This window comes from Pseudomonas sp. KK18 (assembly GCF_037094675.1).
Taxonomy (GTDB): Bacteria; Pseudomonadota; Gammaproteobacteria; order Pseudomonadales; family Pseudomonadaceae; genus Aquipseudomonas.
Map to the genome: position 1 here is coordinate 7,186,385 of NZ_CP146605.1, position 19,041 is coordinate 7,205,425.

21 protein-coding genes and 1 pseudogene are annotated in these 19,041 nt (G+C 52.9%); 12 read left to right on the forward strand and 10 right to left on the reverse strand.

Annotated features, from left to right (window positions below; genetic code table 11):
* Positions 1 to 282: 282 nt before the first annotated feature.
* A complete protein-coding gene (gene copS, locus V6607_RS32785) occupies positions 283 to 1,671 on the reverse strand; it encodes a copper resistance membrane spanning protein CopS (protein WP_032901844.1) in 1,389 nt (462 codons plus the stop codon).
* Complete coding sequence (locus V6607_RS32790; protein WP_032856637.1) at positions 1,668 to 2,363, reverse strand: heavy metal response regulator transcription factor; 696 nt, start codon at positions 2,361 to 2,363, stop codon at positions 1,668 to 1,670. The genes copS and V6607_RS32790 overlap by 4 nt, the downstream gene beginning before the upstream one ends.
* Positions 2,364 to 2,569: 206 nt before the next feature.
* On the opposite strand from V6607_RS32790, the gene V6607_RS32795 reads away from it, so the two are divergent.
* The 5 genes from V6607_RS32795 (at position 2,570) to V6607_RS32815 (ending at position 6,636) form a co-directional block, all read left to right on the forward strand.
* The gene (locus V6607_RS32795; protein WP_019334912.1) at positions 2,570 to 2,923 is read left to right on the forward strand and encodes a co-regulatory protein PtrA N-terminal domain-containing protein; all 354 of its coding nucleotides are present in this window, start codon (positions 2,570 to 2,572) and stop codon (positions 2,921 to 2,923) included.
* Between the two features lie 163 nt (positions 2,924 to 3,086).
* Positions 3,087 to 3,623, forward strand: coding sequence for a plastocyanin/azurin family copper-binding protein (locus tag V6607_RS32800; RefSeq protein WP_019334911.1), 537 nt, complete (start codon positions 3,087 to 3,089; stop codon positions 3,621 to 3,623).
* Positions 3,624 to 3,718: 95 nt separating this feature from the next.
* Positions 3,719 to 3,964: a DUF2933 domain-containing protein gene (locus tag V6607_RS32805; protein ID WP_050587200.1), complete on the forward strand. Its 246-nt coding sequence runs from the start codon at positions 3,719 to 3,721 to the stop codon at positions 3,962 to 3,964.
* A gap of 89 nt (positions 3,965 to 4,053) precedes the next feature.
* Complete coding sequence (locus tag V6607_RS32810) at positions 4,054 to 6,324, forward strand: heavy metal translocating P-type ATPase (protein ID WP_159440117.1); 2,271 nt, start codon at positions 4,054 to 4,056, stop codon at positions 6,322 to 6,324.
* 111 nt (positions 6,325 to 6,435) lie between these two features.
* Positions 6,436 to 6,636 (forward strand): heavy metal-associated domain-containing protein, encoded by a 201-nt coding sequence (locus V6607_RS32815; RefSeq protein ID WP_074321237.1) that lies wholly within the window; start codon positions 6,436 to 6,438, stop codon positions 6,634 to 6,636.
* Between the two features lie 30 nt (positions 6,637 to 6,666).
* Here the strand turns inward: V6607_RS32815 and flgB are convergent, their stop codons facing one another.
* Positions 6,667 to 7,080 carry a flagellar basal body rod protein FlgB gene (gene flgB, locus V6607_RS32820; protein ID WP_080761982.1) on the reverse strand — a complete coding sequence of 138 codons (414 nt, stop codon included), beginning with the start codon at positions 7,078 to 7,080 and terminating at the stop codon, positions 6,667 to 6,669.
* A gap of 382 nt (positions 7,081 to 7,462) precedes the next feature.
* Here flgB and V6607_RS32825 point away from each other — a divergent pair, with 382 nt between their 5' ends.
* The 5 genes from V6607_RS32825 to V6607_RS32845 all read left to right on the forward strand — a co-directional run bounded on the left by V6607_RS32825 (position 7,463) and on the right by V6607_RS32845 (position 11,637).
* The gene (locus tag V6607_RS32825; RefSeq protein WP_032856636.1) at positions 7,463 to 7,669 is read left to right on the forward strand and encodes a co-regulatory protein PtrA N-terminal domain-containing protein; all 207 of its coding nucleotides are present in this window, start codon (positions 7,463 to 7,465) and stop codon (positions 7,667 to 7,669) included.
* 178 nt (positions 7,670 to 7,847) lie between these two features.
* Complete coding sequence (locus tag V6607_RS32830; protein ID WP_032856635.1) at positions 7,848 to 9,776, forward strand: copper resistance system multicopper oxidase; 1,929 nt, start codon at positions 7,848 to 7,850, stop codon at positions 9,774 to 9,776.
* 12 nt (positions 9,777 to 9,788) lie between these two features.
* Complete coding sequence (locus V6607_RS32835) at positions 9,789 to 10,034, forward strand: hypothetical protein (RefSeq protein WP_099170805.1); 246 nt, start codon at positions 9,789 to 9,791, stop codon at positions 10,032 to 10,034.
* Complete coding sequence (locus tag V6607_RS32840; protein WP_032856634.1) at positions 10,006 to 11,007, forward strand: copper resistance protein B; 1,002 nt, start codon at positions 10,006 to 10,008, stop codon at positions 11,005 to 11,007. Before V6607_RS32835 ends, V6607_RS32840 begins: the two co-directional genes overlap by 29 nt.
* 162 nt (positions 11,008 to 11,169) lie before the next feature.
* Positions 11,170 to 11,637, forward strand: coding sequence for a DUF411 domain-containing protein (locus V6607_RS32845; RefSeq protein ID WP_032856633.1), 468 nt, complete (start codon positions 11,170 to 11,172; stop codon positions 11,635 to 11,637).
* Positions 11,638 to 11,956: 319 nt separating this feature from the next.
* Here V6607_RS32845 and V6607_RS32850 read toward each other — a convergent pair whose 3' ends face one another.
* From V6607_RS32850 to V6607_RS32860, 3 genes are read right to left on the reverse strand one after another with little or no spacing between them, the layout of a single operon-like run.
* Positions 11,957 to 12,139 (reverse strand): DUF1289 domain-containing protein, encoded by a 183-nt coding sequence (locus V6607_RS32850; protein WP_017341650.1) that lies wholly within the window; start codon positions 12,137 to 12,139, stop codon positions 11,957 to 11,959.
* Between the two features lie 43 nt (positions 12,140 to 12,182).
* Positions 12,183 to 13,148: a CDF family Co(II)/Ni(II) efflux transporter DmeF gene (dmeF, locus tag V6607_RS32855; RefSeq protein WP_032856632.1), complete on the reverse strand. Its 966-nt coding sequence runs from the start codon at positions 13,146 to 13,148 to the stop codon at positions 12,183 to 12,185.
* An 11-nt stretch (positions 13,149 to 13,159) separates the two neighbouring features.
* Positions 13,160 to 13,435 carry a metal/formaldehyde-sensitive transcriptional repressor gene (locus tag V6607_RS32860; protein WP_025992775.1) on the reverse strand — a complete coding sequence of 92 codons (276 nt, stop codon included), beginning with the start codon at positions 13,433 to 13,435 and terminating at the stop codon, positions 13,160 to 13,162.
* A gap of 359 nt (positions 13,436 to 13,794) precedes the next feature.
* Here V6607_RS32860 and V6607_RS32865 point away from each other — a divergent pair, with 359 nt between their 5' ends.
* Positions 13,795 to 15,105 carry an MFS transporter gene (locus V6607_RS32865; RefSeq protein WP_032856631.1) on the forward strand — a complete coding sequence of 437 codons (1,311 nt, stop codon included), beginning with the start codon at positions 13,795 to 13,797 and terminating at the stop codon, positions 15,103 to 15,105.
* Positions 15,106 to 15,146: 41 nt separating this feature from the next.
* Here V6607_RS32865 and V6607_RS32870 read toward each other — a convergent pair whose 3' ends face one another.
* From V6607_RS32870 to V6607_RS32885, 4 genes and pseudogenes are all read right to left on the reverse strand, one after another.
* A complete protein-coding gene (locus tag V6607_RS32870; RefSeq protein ID WP_050593284.1) occupies positions 15,147 to 15,890 on the reverse strand; it encodes a TraX family protein in 744 nt (247 codons plus the stop codon).
* Positions 15,887 to 16,324, reverse strand: a complete 438-nt coding sequence (locus tag V6607_RS32875; RefSeq protein WP_032856630.1) for a YqaA family protein — start codon at positions 16,322 to 16,324, stop codon at positions 15,887 to 15,889. Before V6607_RS32875 ends, V6607_RS32870 begins: the two co-directional genes overlap by 4 nt.
* A 12-nt stretch (positions 16,325 to 16,336) precedes the next feature.
* Positions 16,337 to 17,472 (reverse strand): annotated as a pseudogene (locus tag V6607_RS32880) (nickel/cobalt efflux protein RcnA).
* A gap of 7 nt (positions 17,473 to 17,479) precedes the next feature.
* A complete protein-coding gene (locus V6607_RS32885) occupies positions 17,480 to 17,779 on the reverse strand; it encodes a metal-sensing transcriptional repressor (RefSeq protein ID WP_032856629.1) in 300 nt (99 codons plus the stop codon).
* Positions 17,780 to 18,292: 513 nt separating this feature from the next.
* Here V6607_RS32885 and V6607_RS32890 point away from each other — a divergent pair.
* Entirely contained in the window at positions 18,293 to 19,030 is a 738-nt protein-coding gene (locus tag V6607_RS32890) for a HupE/UreJ family protein (RefSeq protein WP_032856628.1), read from the forward strand.
* The last annotated feature ends 11 nt before the right edge of the window (positions 19,031 to 19,041 follow it).

Here is a 19,041-nt window from a genome sequence, read left to right on the forward strand (position 1 = left end):
TTACTTTTACGCTTATTAAAAACACTGGCGAGCTACCTAGCAAATTCCGTGTTCTAGGGCGGGCTGGACAGGAATAATCACAAGAATTCCAACGTCACAGCGCAAGTACACGATGCCACACGAACGCAAACTATTCGATTACATTTCAGTCAGCTTGGACCTGCTTTGGGACGCTGAATTTCTTGAAAAAATGGTTAAAACGGGCTTCCGTTTTGCGACGTTCACACCGTGAAAACCGTTCGCAAGACCACATAGCTGCTCGGGTGTATATGGTGTCGTTGATTAGGCATTTTCTGCACTCGCACATGGGAGCTGTATATGAAAGGCTGTTTTTCCATCTGACGACGTGCACCATATCTTGCCGCCATGCGACTCGATAATGGATCGAGTGATTGATAAGCCTAGCCCCGCATTACTTGGGTTTCCTTCTCTACGAGCGGGGTCCACTCGATAAAATCGATCAAACAGTTTTTCAAGGTGCTCAGGAGCGATAGGTTCTCCAGGGTTTTCCACGGAGACAGAGATTGACGTCCCTTCCTGCCTTATATCGACGCTGATACATTTCCCTGCGGGGGTGTACCGGAGGGCATTCGAGAGCAGATTAGAGATAGCCCTGTCGAGCATAAGAACGTCACCTCGGACGCTGCCCCTCCCTGTCACCTTAAGGTCGATGCCTTGCTCATCAGCCAACAAGCGGTAGTACTCGAGTAATTTTTCTACTAGCGCTACCAAGTCTATCGGTTTGTTTTCATGAGTAATCAGACCATTATCTGATTTCGCTAGAAAAAGCATGTCATCGATCATCCGCCCCATACGCTTCAGGTCATCAAGATTCGAATACAAGTTGTCTTCGTAATCTTCAATATTCCTTTTTCGAGAAAGCACCACTTCGGTGTGTGTCATCAAATTGCTGACTGGTGTTCGTAGTTCGTGAGCAATGTCCGCAGAGAAGTTTGATAAGCGAACAAATGCATCGTCAAGTCTAGATAACATTGCATTGAAAGAAAGCACCATCTGCTGAAGCTCTTTAGGCACGGCCGCTAAAGGAATCCGTTCTTTGAGCGATTTAGCAGACATTGACGCAGCGACTTGAGTAACCTGGCGAATAGGTCTTAGTCCACTGCTCGCGACCATCCAGCCCAGCGCCGCACTGACCAGCGCGCTTATAAACAACCCTATCAAAAACCAGCGTTCAAGCGTCTCAAAGAACGCCATATGTTGCGTAACGTCAAAGATCAACATAACGGTCAGCGGTTTTTCTTGTCCAGTCACAATCGCCTGCGCCGTTATTCCCCGGAACGTTTGCTCATCATCACGCCACTCCCAAACGTTGTTGTTTGAGGTCGTGCGAAAGTCTTCAGGAATATCGATTGGACCTGGATCAGCAAAAAGGGTCTTGCCGTGACCATCGAAGATCAGGGCTGTCAAATCTCGGTGAGCACCCAGCAGCGCCTCCAACTCAGGCTTAACATCACTGAACTGGTCAATGCTACTCAATCCCGTCAAAATTCTTTGGGTCGAGTGTAGCTTCTCGTTTAGCGCCTGCTGATCTAGCATTTTGAAATGATGCCGGCTAAGGCTGTTAAAACTGAGTCCAGCGACGGTGAGCACCGCCGTTACAGCTAGCATGAACATCAGGCTCATGCGGGTAGTCAGAGACATTCGCTTCATTCCAGCCCCGTCCCAGAATCCGGCGCATCTAGCATGTAGCCCATGCCTCGGGAGGTGTGGATAAGCTTGACCTCAAAATCATCATCAATCTTTGCTCTGAGCCGCCTTACGGCGACCTCGATGACGTTCGTATCGCTGTCGAAGTTCATGTCCCACACCTGGGAAGCGATAAGCGACTTAGGCAGCACCTCACCTCGACGACGGAGCAGCAATTCGAGTAACGCAAACTCTTTGGCCGTGAGATATATACGTTTGCCTCCACGGACAACCCTGCGCTTGAGCAGGTCAACCTCAAGATCAGCCAATTTCATATGAGTTTGGGAGGGGGCTGTACTCCCTCTTCGCAGCAGCGTTCTGACGCGGGCAAGCAATTCAGAAAAAGCGAAGGGTTTTATGAGGTAATCGTCTGCCCCCAGCTCAAGTCCTTTGACGCGATCCTCGACGCGGTCTCGCGCCGTGAGAAAAAGCACGGGGACATTTTTTCCGGATGCCCGCACCTTCTGAAGTACTTCCCATCCGTCCAGCCCAGGCATCATCACATCGAGAATCAGCAGGTCATAAGCCTCGCTCAACGCGTGTTGAAGCGCCTCCTTACCATTGGTAAAGCGATCAACATTGAACCCTGCCTCAGCAAGACCTTGCTGCAAATAAATGCCTATTTTGGGTTCGTCTTCCGCAACCAGAAGTCTCATGGGGGTGGCTCTCGAATGATTGTGATGATGAGTCTGCAAGGAAATGCTTCTGCCAACCAGCAACTGACAGAAAAGTAATATTGGCTTCAGGTAGATGTCAGCGAGTGCTGTCTAGGGTTCGAGCATGGGTACTCCCTAGTACTCGACCGACGCCTCCGCATGAAACCTTGGGGGAGCCGGAAAACAGATCAAAAAGGAGCTTCCTCATGAATCATCTAAAAATCCTTTTCTTTGTGGGTTCGATACTCATCTCAGCGTCTGCTTTGGCTGAAGGTGGCGCAGATCGGATTGCGGAGCGTATGGAAAGCCTACGCGACAAAGCAGAAGCGACCTTGGTGCAAGCTGAAAAAGCCCCAGAGGGAGAGCGCCATGTACACATGGCCGAGCATATGAAACTGCTGGGCGAAATCATGAACCAACTCCATCAGGATCACCCAAAAGCATCAATGTCGCCTCAGGAACATCTTTCCTGGATGGAAAAGCACGACGCTATGGTTGATGACGTTTTGAACCAAATGCAGCGCGAACACAAACTGATGCTTTCTGAGAACCATCAGTAACCGGGTACCTCCGATGGGCTGTTTGATCCGCTCGGTTGGTACGGCGTCATATGCGCGCCGTACTACTCTTGGAAACTGACAGAAATGTAGTGTTCACGTCAGTTAGCTGGCAGCTCTATCCGTTTAGCATAGCTAGTGTTTTCCATTTGCTCTTGAGGTCATCATGAAAGCTAAGCTCGTTACCCCAGTTATTGCGGCGATCACCTTATTCTTCGGTGCGACGGCCATGGCAGACGTAGGTCATGGCAAAGAGGACATCGGCCAGCCTGGCGTCGCTTCTGCGGTGACCCGTACGGTAGATGTGGAGATGGGTGATATTTTCTTCATGCCTAAAAACATCGATGTGAAGCCTGGTGAGACTATTCGTTTTGTCCTTCGTAATAAGGGCGCACTGCTGCACGAATTCAATATCGGCCAAGCCGCCGCTCATGCGGCGCACCAAAAAGAAATGGCGAGCATGTTCCAGAATGGAACGCTTACACCCACCGGGTCAGGGAAAATGACGGGCAGCATGGGTCACAGCATGGGAGGGATGAAGATGGTTGGAATGGAACACAACGACCCGAACAGCATGCTGATCGAGCCAGGAGCAACAAAGGAATTGATCTGGACCTTCAACAATACAACTGGACTTCAATTTGCCTGCAACGTGCCAGGTCATTACCAGTCTGGGATGGTCGGTCAATTTGACCTGAAGTGAGCCTGAACTGACCGCTAAACCCGCGTCTCCTCAAGAGTTGGCTACGCTCTGAGGCAGACATCAGAGCAATTCGCTCACACGCTGGGGTCTAGATCATGAATAACCATCAGCATCCGGCTGGAAGCATCACCACCCCATTTTGGACGCGCAAAACAGGCGTTGTGCTGATTATGTTCATTGTGATCGGCGCCTTCTACGTGGTGCGGGAGCATTTCAGCCACGTCTATCCATACTTGCCCTATCTCATTCTGTTGATCTGTCCATTGATGCATTTTTTTGGGCATGGACATGGCGCACATGACCATGGCAATCAGGCGCAAGCCAACAAGGAAGAGAAATAGCTATGCCCAATAAACCGAGCCACCACGATCACGGTCCTACCCACGCAGCCTCGCCCCCTGACGCTGATCTACGTGACCCGGTGTGCGGCATGACGATTACGCCTCCAAGTAAATTTGGCGAGTCTTATCAGGGACAGATTTATCAGTTTTGCAGCCAGAAATGCCAAGAGAAATTTCGGGCAGCTCCAGAGCACTACAGCGGTATTCATCCCAGCACTGAACCCAGCATCGCGGCTACAGAGCCCGCGCTCCAAGTAGCCACTGAATTTACCTGCCCGATGCACCCGGAAATAAAACAGCCAGGGCCCGGCAATTGCCCAAAATGTGGCATGACATTAGAACCTGTCATTCCGGCGCTAGATGACGATGACAAAACCGAGCTCCGTGATTTCGCGCGCCGCTTTTGGTGGTCTCTGCCTTTAACCGTGATAGTGACCGTTCTAGCCATGGCGGGCCATTCATTACAACTCTTCCATGGCTCGGTTCAAAACTGGATCGAGTTTGCTCTTGCGACACCGGTCACCTTATGGGCAGGGTGGCCCTTTTTTGTAAGGGGCATAGCATCTGTTAGAAATCGCAGTCCAAATATGTGGACTCTGATAGGTTTGGGTACTTCCGCAGCTTATCTTTACAGCGTCGCAGCAACCCTCTTTCCCCAAAGTTTTCCCACCACCTTCATGCAAGATGGACGCATCGGCGTTTACTTCGAAGCCGCTGCAGTCATCATCTCGCTCACCTTGCTTGGGCAGATTCTTGAGCTAAAAGCACGGTCACAAACCTCCGCCGCCATTAAGTCCCTTCTAGGCCTATCTCCCAAAACTGCACGCAAGATCAACGCCGATGGTCAGGAGGAAGACATTCCTCTTACCCATGTTCACTTGGGCGACCATTTGCGGGTCAGACCTGGTGAAAAGGTGCCAGTTGATGGCTCTGTGCTCGAGGGAGAAAGTGCGGTGGATGAGTCCATGCTCACTGGTGAACCTGTGCCGGTAATGAAAAGACCAGGGGATAGTTTGATCGGCGCCACGCTTAATACTCACGGGAGCTTGGTGATGGAGGCGCAAAAGGTCGGCGCCGACACCATGCTATCGCAGATAGTGCAAATGGTTGCTCTAGCCCAACGCTCCAAAGCGCCAATGCAAAGAATGGCCGACTCGATCGCCGGCTACTTTGTGATGGGGGTTATCGCGATTGCGTTGCTGACATTCTTAGGCTGGGGACTATTCGGCCCGGAACCCAGCTGGGTCTTCGGCCTGATCAACGCTGTCGCCGTACTTATCATCGCTTGCCCCTGTGCACTTGGTCTCGCAACGCCCATGTCGATCATGGTTTCGACGGGTAAAGCGGCCAGTATGGGTGTGCTGTTCAGGGACGCCAGTGCTATTGAAAACCTTTGCAAGATCGACACGCTGATTGTCGATAAAACGGGGACCCTGACAGAGGGACGGCCGGTATTTCACAGTGTGGAGGCCACACCAGATTTCAACCCACACGATGTTCTTCAACTGGCCGCTAGCCTTGATCAAGGCAGCGAACATCCTTTGGCGCACGCCATCGTCGATCACGCCCGAACTGAAAATATCGCGCTCACCAAGCCTGAATCGTTTGAGTCCGGGTCTGGGATTGGAGTCAGTGGCCTTGTTGATGGCAAGAAGGTACAGCTGGGCAACACAGCACTGATGGACGCTGCCGGTGTAAGCACTAAGGTCTTACAGTACCGTGCAGAGTTGTTGCGCCTTGAAGGCATCAGCATCATCTATCTAGCAGTTGACGGGGTTCTGGCAGGATTACTGGCGGTCTCAGATCCGATAAAACCGACCTCCAAAGAAGCAGTCACCAAGCTTAAAGCTGATAACGTAAAAATCATCATGGCCACCGGAGACGGGCTCACCACCGCACGTGCTGTCGCCAAGGAGATGGGTATTGAAGAGGTTCATGGAGAAGTTAAACCTCAGGACAAAGAGCGCCTGGTGGCGGACCTCCAGCGATACGGTCGAAAGGTTGCCATGGCCGGCGACGGTATCAACGACGCACCGGCCTTGGCGCGTGCAGATGTGGGCATTGCCATGGGTACAGGGACTGATGTCGCGATGAATAGCGCTCAGCTCACGCTGGTAAAAGGCGACCTGATGGGGATTCTACGGGCACGGGCACTTTCGGTTGCGACAGTAAAAAACATGCGGCAAAACTTGGGTTTCGCCTTCCTTTACAACTCAATGGGTATTCCCTTGGCCGCAGGCCTACTCTATCCGCTGACGGGGCACCTTCTGTCGCCAATGATCGCTGCGTTAGCCATGAGCGTCAGTTCTGCGTCTGTAGTTTTCAATGCTTTGAGACTGAGGAATACCCATATAGCTTGAGCGAAACCGTTGCTCGCACCCCACAAAACATAACTCTTGACCTTACCGCGGTGTCAACGTTGATGCTGTCATCGCGGTGAAAAGAGACCGCTCAGCACAAGAGGAATAACCATGTTCGTCTTAAACGTATCAGGCATTGGTTGCGGTAGCTGCGTCAGCAAAATCACTAAAGCGATTCAATCGTTGGACAGCGAGGCTAAAGTTTCCGTGGATCGCGCGGCAGGTAAGGTAAGCGTTGAAAGTAGCGAAAACCCAGAGCAAGTTCGTAAAGCTGTCGAATCACTCGGTTTCCCATCGCAAATCAGCGCTTAAGGCGCTGATTTCATTGTTGGGTAAATTTTACTAATCACCTCGCAGAGCTTTAAGCAGCCCCTTAAATGCTCCGTTCAATCTATTAAAAGCGCTTTCAAAATGAATTTCGTTCTCAGTAAACTTTGCAACTTCAAGCTGTGCATCCACAGTATTTTGATCAATTGAAGGTTGGTAAGGCGTGCTGTAAAACAAAGCATCACGTTGACCATCACTTGCTGATTCGTTAATGGCAATATGTTTTATGTTTGTTGTTTTCAAAGAGAATGGAGAATTCAAGCCTCGTGTTGTCTGGCTGGCGAGCACAGCAGAAAACTCCAAATCTCTAGCCTTAAAGTTAGGAGTATCGGCGTTAGCGATATTATTGCTAAGTACCTCGGCTCTTTGGCTGCGATAAACTAACGCTCTTTCGGCGGAGCCAAGCGCTTTTTCAAAATTAATGCTCACAAGCGGCCACCTTCCGTTACGCTACTATTTCCAATTTTCACCTATATCAAACACTTATGTGTTGAATGTGGTGCGTCTAAGTCGACTTATAACTCCGGTGCAAATTCAAAAAACGTCAAGCCCTGTGAAAGTGACCGAAAGCACAGAACACCGAACGGCTAAATTTTAGGAGATTGGTTTCAGCGAACTCCGACAGTGGATAGACCATACGGATTAAGTACATCGCACCTCAAGAGAAATATCGGAACCTGACACAACTGTAATATTGGCCTAAGCTGCCTGACAGGGAATCAGTCTTATAGTCTTATTGAGCCTTAAGCTCTTCCCTGAGCATCAACTTTGTTGTGGATTCAGGGGCTACCATCTATCAGAGGAAACCCAAATGAACCCTATCAAAACCTTGTTCGTCATCGCTGCTCTGACCGTATCTTCTTTTGCTATGGCTGAAGGCGGAGGTGACCGCACTTTCGAACGTATGGAAGCGGCCAGGAGTAACTCGATGGAATCGTACCAAGTAGCCCAAACGAAAAATGCCCAGCCTCCTGTCGCGGAAAGCAAAGCCAGGGCGATGGACCACAAAAATTGCTAAATATTTGAGCTACGCTCACAAGCTGACAGAAATGTAATCACTGTGGTGGTTTAAATGTGGCAACTTCTGAGCTCGCTTACCGTTTGAGTTCGTCTTTTGTAACGGTGAGTGAGTCTCATCCAGACAATTCATTTGTTGTTTCGCGCGGCTTCCCTTTTGACTGATTGGACATAACGGCATGCACTCCAAAACCTCTAGGCGGACATTCGTGAAAGGCTTGGCCGCTGGTGGCATTCTCGGCGGCCTTGGCCTTTGGCGCACTCCTGTATGGGCGGTGACAAGTCCTGGTATGCCGAGCGTACTCTCCGGTAACGAATTTGATCTGTTTATTGGTGAAAGCCCTGTAAACATCACAGGCTCGCCTCGCACAGCTATGACCATCAACGGATCATTGCCCGGACCTTTGCTGCGTTGGCGTGAGGGGGAGACCGTCACTCTGCGTGTAAAAAACCGTCTAGACCAAGACACATCAATCCATTGGCACGGGATCATCCTACCCGCCAACATGGACGGTGTGCCTGGCTTGAGCTTCCATGGCATCGCACCCGATGGCATGTACGAATACAAATTCAAGCTTCATCAGAACGGAACCTACTGGTATCACAGCCACTCGGGTTTGCAGGAGCAGGCAGGCGTTTACGGTCCAATCGTCATCGATTCGAAAGAACCTGAACCGTTTCAATACGATCGCGACTACGTGGTGATGTTGACTGACTGGACCGACGAAGATCCCAGTCGCGTTATGGCGAAGCTCAAGAAACAATCGGGCTATTACAACCATCACAAGCGCACCGTCGGAGACTTCATAGACGATGTCAGCAGCAAAGGTTGGTCTTCGACGGTAGCAGATCGAAAGATGTGGGCTGAGATGAACATGAGTCCTACTGACCTCGGCGATGTCAGCGCGGATACCTATACCTATCTCATGAATGGCCAGGCACCCAACGGTAACTGGACTGGTATTTTCAAACCGGGTGAGAAACTCCGTCTGCGCTTTATCAACGGCTCCGCCATGAGCTATTTCGACGTCCGCATTCCTGGGTTGAAGATGACCGTGGTTGCCGCAGACGGTCAACATGTCAAGCCGGTGAGCGTCGACGAGTTTCGTATTGCGGTAGCTGAAACATATGACGTTATTGTGGAGACTGCTACTGATGAGGCTTACACCATCTTCGCTCAGTCTATGGATCGCACAGGTTACGCCAGCGGAACACTTGCAGTGCGTGACGGCCTAAAGGCACCGATACCTGCGATTGACCCACGTCCTATAGTAACTATGGATGACATGGGGATGGGCGGTATGGCTGGTATGGACCATGGCAGCTCGGGTGGAATGGGCGGCGGCGACATGGCCGGCATGGATCACAGCAAGATGGCAGGGATGAACCAAGGTGACATGACCGGGATGACCGGCATGGACAGCGGTGACATGACTAACATGGCTGGCATGGACCACAGCAAGATGGCTGGCATGGACAAAGGCGACATGTCCAACATGGCTGGCATGGACCACAGCAAGATGGCAGGAATGGGCAGTGGCGATATGTCAGGGATGGCTGGCATGGGCGGTATGGGTGGAGAAATGCAGACTCACCCAGCCTCTGAAACCAACAATCCCTTGGTTGACATGCAAGCCATGAGTCCAACGCCAAAGCTGAACGATCCTGGCATAGGCTTGCGGAACAATGGTCGTCGAGTGCTCACTTACTCCGACTTGAAAAGCACTTTCCAAGATCCTGACGGCCGCGAGCCAAATCGTACCATCGAGCTTCACCTGACCGGTCACATGGAGAAGTTTTCGTGGTCGTTCAACGGCATCAAATTCTCTGACGCCGAACCGCTGCGCCTGAAGTATGGCGAGCGTCTGCGCATCACCTTGGTGAACGACACCATGATGACCCACCCCATCCACCTTCACGGCATGTGGAGTGACCTCGAGGATGAGAACGGCAAGTTCATGGTGCGCAAGCACACGATTGATATGCCACCAGGTACCAAACGCAGCTATCGAGTCACCGCTGATGCCTTAGGCCGCTGGGCATATCACTGCCATCTGCTTTTCCATATGGAAATGGGCATGTTCCGTGAAGTACGGGTTGATGAGTAAAGGAGACGATCTGTGAGCACATACCTAAATCGTAATTCCCTCGTGGGTTGCCTCTTTGCCGCTGTCCTGCTGAGTGGACTCTCGTCCACGGTGCTGGCAGAGGAAAATGGCAGCGATCATTCAACCACTGTTCCTGCTACAGCAACGGACAAGCCAGCAGCGGCAAACGATTCGAAGCTAGATCACGGGTCAATGGACCATAGCAAGATGAGCCATGAGTCGATGGATCATGACCAAAAAACCAAAAAGGCAGATTGAGATCATGACCAGTAAGTTTTTACGCCCAACGCTGATGGCACTTGCAGTCTCCACCGGTCCAGCATTCTTTTTTATGGCTCAAGCCGCTGAAGAGATGGATCCGTCGATGGCGATGCCATCAAGTGCGGACGCAAAGCCTTCAACTGCACAAAAATCCAAACCAGCCAAAGCGAAAGATGCCGCGATGGATCACAGCAAGATGAGCATGGATAACGGGCAAATGGACGGTATGCAAAGCATGGATGGAGGGGCGACTACCACAAGCCGAACCCCGATCCCCGTACTTACCGACGCTGACCGGGCCGCCGCTTTTCCAGACGTACCAGGCCATGGTGTGCACGATAAAAAAATTAACTCGTTCATCCTCCTGGATAAATTTGAGTACCAAGACGCTGACAACGGCAGTGCGCTGGCTTGGGATGCAAAAGGGTGGATCGGCGGTGACGTCGACCGCCTCTGGTTGCGTTCGGAAGGTGAACGTACAAATGGCGTAACCGAAAACGCTGAACTTCAGGCTCTGTGGGGACACGCCATCGGTCCATGGTGGGATGTCGTCACCGGTATTCGACAAGATTTCAAACCCGGGTCACCTCAAACCTGGGGAGCGCTCGGTATTCAGGGCATGGCCCTCTATAACTTTGAAGCTGAAGCGACTGCTTATATTGGTGAGAACGGTCAAACCGCTGCTCGATTTGAAGGCGATTACGACATCCTGTTGACCAATCGCCTGATCTTGCAGCCGACCGCCGAAGTAAACTTGTACGGGAAAAATGATCCTCAGCGCGGCATAGGATCTGGATTGGCCAACACCGAACTAGGCCTGCGGTTGCGCTACGAAATTACTCGTCAATTCGCACCCTACATTGGTGTTAGCTGGAATCGCTCATACGGTAAAACGGCTGACCTGGCCAGCGATGAAGGGGAAAAAACAAACGAGGCCCGATTTGTAGCTGGTATTCGGATGTGGTTCTGAGCGATTTGAGCACTAGCCCTACGGATTCAAATGATCGGGGAGTTGGCTCCCCGACTCTAAAGTAGATCCTTCAATGTAACCTTTGCAGCGGCATAAACGCTTGAGTGGGGTTCTATTGCTTCATGGAACATCTCGCCGTCTCCGAGGGAAAAGGAAATATTCATGACAGGTAGCTTCCGACTTTCAAGTCGATTTCTGCGTATCGCAACATTCGCCGCGCTGTTCATTGGCTCAACGGCTCAAGCGGCGCAGGCCCTCACCATCGATGTGCATCGTGATGCAAACTGCGGATGTTGCAAAAAATGGATTCAGCATCTTGAGGCCAATGGCTTCACCGTCATCGATCATGAAGAAACCAACATGAGTGCTCTCAAACTAGATCTGGGTGTCGCTCCACGACTCTCGTCTTGTCACACCGCGATGATCAACGGGAAGTTTGTTGAAGGCCACGTGCCAGCTGAGCAAATAATTGCGATGAGTAAACGCGACGACCTTCTCGGGATCGCTGCTCCTGGCATGCCACCTGGTTCTCCAGGAATGGAAGTCGACGGAGTGCATGAGGCCTACCAGATAATCGGCCTGACCAAAGCTGGCACAGATCAGGTCATTGCTGAGTACCCTCAAAACTAATCCCACCCCATCCCTCCCGTCACAGCATGGTCAGCGTTCATGACCATGCAGCGGGACATGCTCCTTCGATTTCATTCTCAAGCCATGGCTAAAGACGATCAACAGCCGTCGTAAAGGCATGCTTGTGCCTAATCAGATAACCCCGAACCGCAGTCCTCAATAAGAATTTGAGATGACCCCATCCTCCGCATGCTGACAAGCACTGCGCAGTTGATCGCGATAGTGTTAAGTTCGGAGATGGCGTTGCACCCTCAGCGTACCTTCCCGAATCAGGACATCTGTCTCGGCTGAAACAGTAGAAAACGTAAATGACGGTGGCTTAAGAGTTCTTTTTTTGAAGGCTCTTCAGACGCAGGGTCGCGCGTTGTACAGCGGCCATTTTTTCTGGACGCTTCATTCGTTTCCATTTTCTGATGTCTTCCTTGGTGCGACCGCAGCTAACGCACAGTTCGCTGTTCAGCTGGCAAACAGAAATACAGGGATTTTCGATGTCCTTTGCCATTGTTCAATTCCTCGTCGAACTTATGCGTGCTGCGGTTTCATTGCTAAGCCAGAACGGCGATCTGATCGGGTGCGTCAGCGCCCAACTTCGTGCGGTACTCAACTGTCAGATGAGTGATCTCATGAACCGTCGCAAGCCGTTCTCGTATGTTTTCTGCATTGACTGCTGGGCTGCCCAGAACACTCACAATCGCGGCGCGGGCTTGCGGCCCAACCTGCCAGACATGAAGATCAATGATCGAAGCATCTCCCGGTCGCTCAACCAGTTCACGAATCTCTTCAGCGACATGATCATCTGTCTGGTCGAGCAATACACCCGAAGTCACCCGCATCAACGACCAAGCCCAGCGTGCAATCACAACGGCACCCACAATCCCCATTGCAGGGTCGAGCCATACCCAACCAAGGTATCGACCAGCAAGAAGGGCTGCGATGGCCAGAACTGATGTCAGTGCATCTGCAATGACGTGAACGTAAGCAGAGCGCAAATTATTGTCGTGGCCATGCGCATGGTGAGATTCATCGTGATCGTGGTCATGCCCATGGTGATGATCATGACCGCCAGACAGCAAAAGCGCGCTCACCACATTCACTGCTAGTCCGACAATCGCGATTAGAGTCGCTGTCCCGAATTGCACTTGAGTCGGTTGAAAGAGACGAAACAGCGACTCTCCAGCAATTCCCAAGGAAACCAGTCCCAAAATCAGAGCAGAAGCGAAGCCACCCAAGTCTCCCACCTTGCCAGTTCCAAAACTGTAGCGAGCACTTGAGGCATGTCTTTTAGCGTAAGCGTAAGCAGCTGCGGCTATGCCGAGTGCTCCTGCATGCGTTGCCATGTGAAAACCATCGGCAAGCAACGCCATTGAGCCAGTGAGATAACCTGCGGTGATTTCAGCAACCATCATTACGACGGTCAGGGCCACCACCCACAAGGTTCGCTTGGCGTTTTCTTCATGTGATTTCCCAAGGAACATATGGTCGTGGGAATACTCGGCGTACGAATTACTCATCTGGGCAAATCCTATTTGGAATAGCGGCGAATGGCTTCGAGCAGCTCGTCGACACCTTTCGCTCTTTCGTCATTGCTGAGTGTCGGATTCGCGACGTGTTCACGAGCGTGGTCTTCGATAATTTCATCCATCAGCCCATTGATAGCGCCACGGGCAGAAGCGACCAAAAGCAGGGTTTTCGAGCAGTCATCATCAGAGTCGAGTGCTCGCTCAATCGCCTGGACTTGCCCAGCGATTCGCTTTACGCGCTTAAGAAGATTGTCTTTGCTTGATCTCATGTGACTCATACCATACCCCCCCTACCTATTAGAACAATATAATCACACGTTCCAATTGGCCATACAACCCAGGGAGGGAATCCATCCGACCAGCAGCGTTGCAGCATCTGAATGCTGCATTCGAAACATTCAGCACGTCGCCTCGCCGCGCAGTACCAATACAAGCCGTATGGGCGGCCCGGCACTTCAATAATTCGATAGATGGCGTAGCGCCTATCTCTTGAGCTGCCTAGGTCTATGGTTTAGGATCGAACCACATCCCCCCTGGGAGGATGCAGCAATCAACAGAGACGAAACCAGCTGATTGCGTCTCTTCGTGGAAAGTTCGGTAACCACATGGTTACGCACTTCGCTATTTGAGATATTTCATGCTGAAAATCCTAGCCAACCGTACCTACCGCCACCTCTTCTTGGCTCAAGTGATTGCGCTCATTGGGACGGGTCTTGCCACTGTTGCATTAGGCCTATTAGCGTTCGACCTTGCAGGTGCCAATGCGGGCGCTGTGCTCGGTACGGCGTTGGCGATCAAAATGACGGCCTACATTGGCGTTGCGCCAATCGCAGCCGCTTTTGCAGAGCGTTTACCCCGCCGGGCAATGCTGGTCTCTCTGGATCTGGTGCGAGCACTGGTCGCACTGGCTCTTCCGTTTGTGACGGAAGTCTGGCAAATCTACGTGCTGATTTTCGTCCTTCAGTCCGCTTCGGCAGCGTTCACTCCGACGTTCCAGGCGACCATTCCAGACATACTGGTGGATGAAGACGACTACACCCGTGCCTTGTCGCTATCACGTCTGGCCTATGATCTTGAAAGTGTCGCGAGCCCGATGCTTGCCGCTGCACTGTTGACGGTGATCAGCTTCCATAGCCTGTTCGCCGGCACGGTCATTGGGTTCCTTGCCTCAGCGGCCCTAGTCGCCACAGTGCTGCTGCCTAAGGCGAAGCAGATACCACGACGCAGCATCTACGAACGAACCACCCGTGGCATGCGCATATTTCTGGCCACACCTCGCTTGCGAGGGCTGTTGGCTCTCAATCTTACGGTTGCGGCCGCCAGTGCTATGGTCATCGTCAATACGGTGGTGCTGGTGCAGTCGCGCTTCGCTCTGCCGCAGAGTTCTACGGCATTGGCGCTGGCCGCGTTTGGTGGCGGTTCCATGGTGGCGGCCCTGGTCTTGCCTCGACTGTTGAAAAATATCAAAGACCGAACGGCCATGTTGTTTGGTGGAGGAGTATTGGTCGCAGGCTTAGCAGTTGGCATCAACCTAACCACCTATAACTTCCTGCTACCGCTGTGGGTGGTGCTTGGGGTGGGCTACTCCTTGGCTCAAACCCCGAGCGGTCGACTGTTGCGTCGCTCGGCACATGCCGAAGATCGCCCAGCGTTGTTTGCCGCCCAATTTGCGCTATCCCATGCTTGCTGGTTGATTACCTACCCATTGGCGGGATGGTTGGGTGCGAACATCAGCCTCACTGCGTCGTTTGTTGGGCTCGCTGTCGTGGCAGGTAGTGCGCTGGTGGTCAGCATCGTGATCTGGCGTCCAGCTCATGACCAAGACTCTATCAAGCACACCCATGAGAATCTGCCGGGCGATCACACGCACGTCGACGGCCAGGAAGGTGCGGATCACGAACATCCATACGTGATCGATGATCAACATCGCCGATGGCCCAACAAATGATTGTAAGTTCCTAAGATTTGCTAAGGCTAGCTGTCGGACATTCAGACTAGGAGCCGTAGGGCTTGCAGAGCGGCAAGGTGCCCCGGATAGAACCAGTAGCCCCATTGCCCGACCGGCCAGATCTTGAAGGAGAAGGTCTGACGCAGAAGCCAAAGTCCGATCAAGGGGGCCGCGAATGCGGTGCTCAAAGCCAGCATTGAATAGATTTCCAAGTCCAACGCCCTGGTTACGATGCTACTGCGGGTATTGCTCAACAGGCATAGAGCCGCTGGCAGCAGCCAAAGAACACCTGGGTTCTTTATTGCTACTAAGACAGCCGCTGGAACAAGTGCACCGTAGAAGCCGTACATCAGAGGATCATCCAGCACGTAGGCAACTGCAGCGGCCATCAACGCCATAGCGCCGCTCAACAAAGTGCGATGTTGCCACCCCCAGGCAATCACCAGCCCTAACGCCAGGGTAACCAACACGTTGAATGATCCCGAGGTGCTGATGTAGCGATAAGGCACTTCTGAAATGGCGGCGAACAACAGCATCAAGGCGAGGTAGCGTCCGTTCGCAGCAGTCAGCCACTCACCCGGTTTGGAGCGCGCCACGTTGGCCGCAATGGCGAGACAGAACAGCGGAAAAGACAGCCGCCCCAGAATGAACAGATTACTCATCTCCGGCCACACCAAGCGTAAGTGATCGATAACCATGGTCAGCATCGCCAGCCACTTGATCAGATCCAGACTACTGCTTCGGCTCTTGAGTAAGGAATTCTGGGCTGTATGAGCAGTCGTCATACCCACCCCAGTGTGACGGCGGTCAGCACGAGATAACGCACGCCCTTGGCCAGGGTGACAATCAGCAGAAAACTCCAAAGTGGCTCGCGCATGACTCCGGCGACGACTGTCAGCGGATCGCCAATGATCGGCACCCAGCTCAGCAGCAACGACCAGCGCCCGTAGCGCAGGTAGGAGTTCCGGGCCTTTTCAAGCTTGCTCTCGCTCACCGGGAACCAGCGCTTGTGGCGCAATCGCTCAATAGAGCGACCTAGAATCCAGTTCAGCGCCGATCCGAGCACGTTGCCGAAGGTGGCGACCGCCAAAAGCGTAGAAACGACGTACTGGTCGGAAAGCAGCATCCCGACCAGCACAGCTTCAGATTGCATTGGCAGTAACGTGGCGGCACCGAATGCCGCCAGGAACAGACCAACGTAGCTGGTGAGTTCAAACACTCGGACGTCGCCTCATGCGTTCAGGCCGATCCAGCCATGAAAGCCGACGTACAGACCAACACCGATGATCAACACGCTGGACAGGTAAGGTGCACGACGCGCAACGGCGCCCATCCAAGGCCAGCGATTCGAGGCCTGCTTGGCGCCAATAGCGGCTGCTGCACCGACGGTAACCAGTGTGAGCGCCAGACCAATGCTGAAGCACAGGACGAGCACGCCACCCAAGGCGACTTCTTTGATCTGAAGGCAGAGCAGTAGAACGGTGATGGCCGCAGGGCAAGGAATGAGCCCCCCCGTCAAGCCGAACATAATGATCTGTCCCGTGGTGACCTCACGGTTGGTAAAGCGCTTGCGGATATCGTTGGCATGGGCGCGCTCATGCGCATCCTGATAGCCATCAATCGACAACTCCAGGCCTTCCAGTTCGGAATGCGCGTGCCCGTGATCATGCTCTTGGTATTCTAGGTCATAATCATGGGAATGACCCGCATGGCCCAGACTCAAGCGGGCACTGAACTCATGAGGCTCCGGGATATCGACTGCCGACTCCAGGAAGCCTTCGCGCTCGACGAAAGAGAACGATTGAGTGCTGCCGTCCGGACGGGTAGTCATCAGGCGAACATCTGAGGCTGCCCAGGCGTGTCCGGTCAATGTCTTCAGGCGCCAGTGCGGTGGCATGCCTTCTTCGAAGATTGACAGCTCAACACGGCCATGGCTGGTATCGATTCGGTGGGTCTCATCATGATGACCATGGTCATGCTCGTCGTGGTGGTGATCATCACCTTGCTCGAACTTGAACATCTGCTCACCACGCCAGGTACGCCACAACATCCAGAGCGCAATCACAATGATCAGCGCGGAGGACGCGAGCTGGAAGTAAGGTTCTGTGGTTTGAGCATCCAGACCTTTGCCCAGGTACATTCCGCCGATTGCAACCAACCACACCACTGCGGTGTGCGAAAGCGTCGCGGCCAAGCCCAACAAAACGGCCTGTTTGACCGAGCCACGGATAGCCACGATGAAGGCCGCCATCATGGTTTTTGAATGGCCCGGCTCCAGGCCATGTAAGGCACCGAGCAGAATAGCGCTCGGAAAATACAGCCAGGCGTGTGAACCACCTGCTGCAAGAGTTCAGCGAAGTTGGGCATGTCAGACCTAAAGGTACTTGGTGATTTGCTTGAAGGCTTCCAGTGGTGCGCGCTCGCCATTGTTCAACGCCGAGACGGTGTCCTCCAGGCAGTGATCAATGTGATCCTGGATGAGCGTGCGCTTCGCTTGGCACACCGCTTTTTCAACAGCATGCAGCTGCTGGGCGATGTCCACGCACTGACGACCCTCTTCGATCATGGTGATGATGCCGCGTAAATGGCCGTCCGCCCGCTTGAGCCGCTTGATGATTGCTTCATGACTTTGGTGGGTATGCGCATGGCTGTGTTCGTGTTCTTGCTCACTCATGACTTGAGCCTCAGGCCTCAATGAATTAGGCTGGCATCCTATCCCCCCTAGGGGGATGCGGTCAAACGCATCAAAGCCCCACAAAACGAGTTGAAAGCCGAACACTATGTTCAGTAGAACACTGACAATGACGGTGGTAATCGCACTTGCTCTGGCCATGTTTGTGGCTTGGGCCGGGCATACCTATACGTTGTCGGTGACATCGAAACAGCCAGCCTGGGAGATTGCGCAAGATGCCCATCACTCCAATGAGCAGCAGGCAGAGATGTCGAGCGCGAGCTACTCGGATCACTACCACTCGCCGTTGACCCCTGACCATCAGCACGAAACGCCACAGCTCACGTCCGCGTTGAGTTTGGCTGCACAGCCGAAGCTGTCCATACGAGTTGATGCACGCCGATATTCCGTTCCTCGTCCGCCGATTTTCTTGATCGAGCGTCCACCCCGTCCTTCGTTCGCATCCTGACCATGGCCGCACCGCGGCCTTTGATCCCTGCAACGTAGGATTGATCTATGCATTCGCACTCGATGAGCGGCGTTGTCGCATTCACTGCGCCATCGCACCGCCCGCTACTGCTGTTTTTTTTACTTGTCACTGCACTTTTCCTCGGGATGCCCGAGGCGATGGCTCACGCCGTCGCGGAAGGAGACAAGGGCTTCATCCAGGAAAGTTCCGGCGTCTTGTTGCTGCCCTTCATCTACATGGGAGCCAAACACATGATGACAGGCTACGACCACCTGCTGTTTCTGTTCGGGGTGATCTTCTTCCTCTACCGCCTGAAAGACGTGGGGCTCTACGTCACGCTGTTCGCTGTAGGCCACTCGGTCACGCTGCTGCTTGGCGTACTGACCGAGATCAGCATCAGCTCCTACATCATCGACGCCATCATCGGTTTCTCGGTGGTGTACAAGGCGCTCGATAACCTGGGTGCATTCCAGCGCTGGTTCGGTTTCCAACCCAACACCAAGGTGGCCACGTTGATCTTCGGACTACTCCACGGTTTTGGGCTGGCAACGAAGATTCAGGAGTACGAGATCTCGTCTGATGGCCTGATTCCGAACCTGATCGCCTTCAACGTAGGTGTTGAGATCGGCCAATTGCTGGCCCTTAGCGCGATTCTCATTTTGATGGGGTATTGGCGGCGCACCGGCGGTTTCTGGCGCCACGCCTACGCCGCCAACGTCGCCATGATGAGTGCCGGTTTCCTGCTGATGGGTTACCAGATCACCGGCCTGTTTGTCTCTGCGTAAGGAATTCTGAC